This is a genomic window from Penaeicola halotolerans (assembly GCF_016464625.1).
In the GTDB taxonomy this organism is placed as follows: domain Bacteria; phylum Bacteroidota; class Bacteroidia; order Cytophagales; family Cyclobacteriaceae; genus Penaeicola; species Penaeicola halotolerans.
The window spans coordinates 1-272 of sequence record NZ_JAEAGO010000070.1; the positions used below are offsets into that span (position 1 = coordinate 1).

The following is a 272-nucleotide window of genomic DNA, read 5'->3' on the forward strand; positions in this document are numbered from 1 at the left end:
TGAGTCGTGCAGTAGAAGGATTAGCGCCGCGCAAACTGCCGGAAATTCCCGTAGCCTGCCGTTTGTCCGGCCTGGAGCCGCTGAACATTGGCGAAGATAGCCTGTTTGTGAACGTGGGTGAACGCACCAACGTCACCGGTTCCGCTAAGTTCAAGCGCCTGATCAAAGAAGAGAAATACAGCGAGGCGCTGGATGTCGCGCGTCAACAGGTGGAAAACGGCGCGCAGATTATCGATATCAACATGGATGAAGGGATGCTCGATGCCGAAGCG

At 55.5% G+C, this 272-nt stretch carries 1 protein-coding gene; it reads left to right on the top strand.

The genetic code is table 11. The features are described 5' to 3' along the window. Nucleotides 1-35: 35 nt before the first annotated feature. Nucleotides 36-272 (top strand): dihydropteroate synthase (locus I5349_RS13760; protein WP_226391355.1); only part of this gene is annotated, 237 nt, incomplete at its 3' end.